3 protein-coding genes are annotated in these 3,388 nt (G+C 42.5%); all 3 read right to left on the bottom strand.

The annotated features are described in order from the left end of the window. Positions 1-373, bottom strand: a 373-nt coding sequence (locus A3766_RS18910) for a hypothetical protein (RefSeq protein WP_156508980.1), incomplete at its 3' end; no start/stop codon positions are given. A gap of 10 nt (positions 374-383) precedes the next feature. Then, positions 384-2,333, bottom strand: a complete 1,950-nt coding sequence (locus tag A3766_RS18905; RefSeq protein WP_197475941.1) for a TRAP transporter large permease subunit — start codon at positions 2,331-2,333, stop codon at positions 384-386. 352 nt (positions 2,334-2,685) lie between these two features. Further along, positions 2,686-3,270: a Fe-S biogenesis protein NfuA gene (gene nfuA, locus A3766_RS18900; RefSeq protein WP_197469755.1), complete on the bottom strand. Its 585-nt coding sequence runs from the start codon at positions 3,268-3,270 to the stop codon at positions 2,686-2,688. Positions 3,271-3,388: the final 118 nt, after the last annotated feature.

The raw sequence follows: 3,388 nt of genomic DNA, 5'->3' as shown, positions 1-3,388 counted from the left end.
CTAGCAATTCGGCTGCATAGCGCTCATTCATAAAGACCGCTGTTTCACAGACATACTCAACAGACAAACCTTTTGCTATTTGAACAGCACTCTTAATGGGGAGCTTAGATGTAATTCTTGCCGCAATGGGTGGGTCGATATATTTGTTTGTAATCGCAAGCACGAGAAAGTTGGGGATATATCTAAGCGTTTGAGAGATAGACTCGAAAAAACGATCAAATCCTTTTCTTTCACGTTCGAGCACCGACTCAACCAAATCAAACACAGCTTCAAATTGTTCATCACTCATGCCAGAAATTATTTCTGGCAAGTCACTTTCACTCTGCCGTTCAAGTTGCTCTAATTGCTCCTCACGTTTTGCTACGCGTTCCATTCTAGCAACCTTATTGATCGATGAATGCTAATGGAACGAAAGCAACAAGAATGAGTGTTGTACCCATAACCATAAGCGGAAGAAGTAAACGCTCGTGGCGATAATAAAAGGAATCGCCCTCTTTTAAAGCGAGACTGACTTCCTCATCACCCACAACCTGACGGGTAAGTAGGTGATTTAACGAAACCGGCGGACTCAAATAACCAAGTTCGAAAGCCATCAAGCAGGTCATCCAGAAGTGAATCGGATTGATTCCGGCAGCATAAGCAACCGGAGCAATCGTACCTGTAACCAGGATAAGCGCACCAAAGGGGTCCATTACCATGCCGATCATCACCAAAAACAGAACGAGAAACGCCATCGTGCCGTAGGTAGAGCCGAAGAATTCGGGTATCTCTAGTACGCCGCCGCCCCGTTCTATAATGCCGCCAACTGTAAACGAGCAAGCCATTAACATCAGTAAGGCGCCAATTTGTATGGATGAGTTATCTACAGAACTGGAAAAGGCTGAAGATATCGTCGGACTCGCCTTAGCACTTTCATTTCGCTGATGGAAATCCCTACTAAATTTACGTTCAAACACTAAAACTGCCATAACGATAATTGGCAGCATGACAGGTGCCGTAAATTCGTCAAGTTGAGCATCTAGCAATATGTCGTAAAGAAAGAGCGCAGCGACCAGAATCCCAACATAAGGAAGAAGTGGCATCAAATTTCTAAGAGAAGGTAACAATGCTTCACTTGCCGGTACAATTTTCATAGGGTCCTTTCGTGTAATCATTGCAAATACCGCAAACACGAGCATACTCAGAAGAAAAACCCTGAAGCCCCAATGAAACAGCTCGTCTGTCACAACTTCTTTATTAAGTATTGCAATACCAACTACAAGCAAACAAGGCCTTAGCACAACACCTGAACCCGTCATTGCTGTCACGGCAAGCGACAACTGACGACGAGTCCCTACTCGCCTCATCTCTTGATAAACAACCGCGCCCATCGCAATAATGATAATGCCCGAAGCACCGGTATAAGCAGTCGGGAATGCCATCAATGCGATAGCAACAAATGCAAGCAATTCAGGCGGCAGGTGCCAAGGTTTAAACACCTCAAACAATTTTGCACCAAGAAGCGTTTCTTTAAGCAGCATACCAACCAGAATATAAAGACCAATTGCTAAATGAAGATTAGTTAGCTGAAAGATTTGAGTAAAATAGATAGCAATACCTGGATAGTGCGACTCAACAATAAAAAACTGAAAGATCGCTGCTAACAGCATAATACTATGAATAGGTATCGCTATAAAGGCAAGCCAGGGTTTACCTCCAGGCTCAAGATCTGGCGATGGATTGAGTAACTGATATAGATTCAGACCGCATAAGCTAAAACACCCGAGCATAAGGATAATCATTAACTCAGGGTTGGTAACCTCAGTCCCCGATGCGTAAGAGCCTTGGTAAAACGCGACGGTAGACAACCCAAGACAGGCATTGGCAAACAACTGCCCTACATTCGAAACGTAGTGATCCATTCGACTATGAATCGACCTAAACGCAATATGATTACGCTTCCATGTTGTGATAAACGCAGACAGTGCCAGCAGCAATATCAAAGTAAGTTTTTGATTCTCAATAGCAAGCAAACTAACTTGAGCAAAGGTGTGCTCAAGATCTTTAAAAGTACGAACCCAAACATTCATTTGAGCTCGATAGGTCTGGGCATCAGCATGCTGCTTCTGGCATAGCCTGATTTGGCTAGCTAAGGAATTACGAGCTGAATCACGATCAAACTCAGTCGCAAATAAATCGAAGTCTTCATTTTCTGCAAGGTGCTCTTGTTCTAATTCATCCAACCTGGCTTCGATATCAAACTGATATTCACAGTCTGCAGTGGGCTCATCACCCCGAAGAATAAAGTAGTCCTCCCAAAAATAGCTGCCAAGCTTAAGCATCTGTGCATGCATATTCTCACTAGTGCCCGAAATAATCGTTACGAACAAAAGACATAGAATTGAGTAGGAAAGGATTTTTTGCATCAGGACTTTGATGCTAAATTCGGATTTCTTGTTGGTTAGTTGAGTATCGTAATCAGGCTGCATAGTGTTATTAAAATTATTATGAAGATAATATTAAAAATTAAGATGTAAGTCGGGCCATAGTATACGAAATAGCATGTGAATACAGCGAAATGATCCTAACCTGAGCCACAATCAAGCATAAAAAAAGGAAGATCATTGACCTTCCTTTTTTAGAACGACTAACTAGTTGTACCTAGAACCTAAGCTCTAAGAGCGCTATTCTGATACCAGAGTTCGCTTATTTATAATAAGCATTATCCGTAACGGAGTGATCTGTTACATCACGCACGCCACTTAGCTCAGGAACAACCTCCAACAAACGCTTTTCGACACCGTCCTTCAAGGTAATTGAAACTGCACTACACCCCTGACAACCGCCACCGAAGCGAAGTACCGCAATTTGATCTTCAGTTATTTCAACAAGTGATACATCACCACCATGCGATGCCAAACCAGGGTTAATATCCGTAACAAGAATATAGGTGATACGCTCTGACAAGCTGGAATTTTCATCTATCTTTGGCATCTTGGCATTTGGCGCTTTAATTGTCAGCTGGCCACCCATTTTTTCTTCTGCGTAATCTACAAATGCTTCATCTAGAAATGGAACGCTTTTCTTCTCGAGGTAAAGTTTAAAGCCTTCTAGCTCCATCACTTCATCGTCTTCAACGATATCTTCAGGCTGACAATAGGCCAAACAGGTCTCGGCAAATTTAGTGCCTGGCTGAGTAACAAACATTCTAACGCCCATACCATTTGACTCCTGATTAGAGACAAGTTGAGCGAGATAATGTTGAGCTGATTCGGAAACAGTGACCATAATGAAGTAAGCCTCGATGAAATTATTTGCGCATATAATACGGGTTTTGGACTCTGGGATAAAGACTTAGTAAAATACTCAGGTAATCGTTTTATACTCACGCTTGTGTGAGAGCAGAAAT

This window comes from Oleiphilus sp. HI0132 (genome assembly GCF_001635845.1).
The sequence above is the reverse complement of the archived record's forward strand: the minus strand, read 5'-3'. Positions and strand labels throughout refer to the sequence as shown.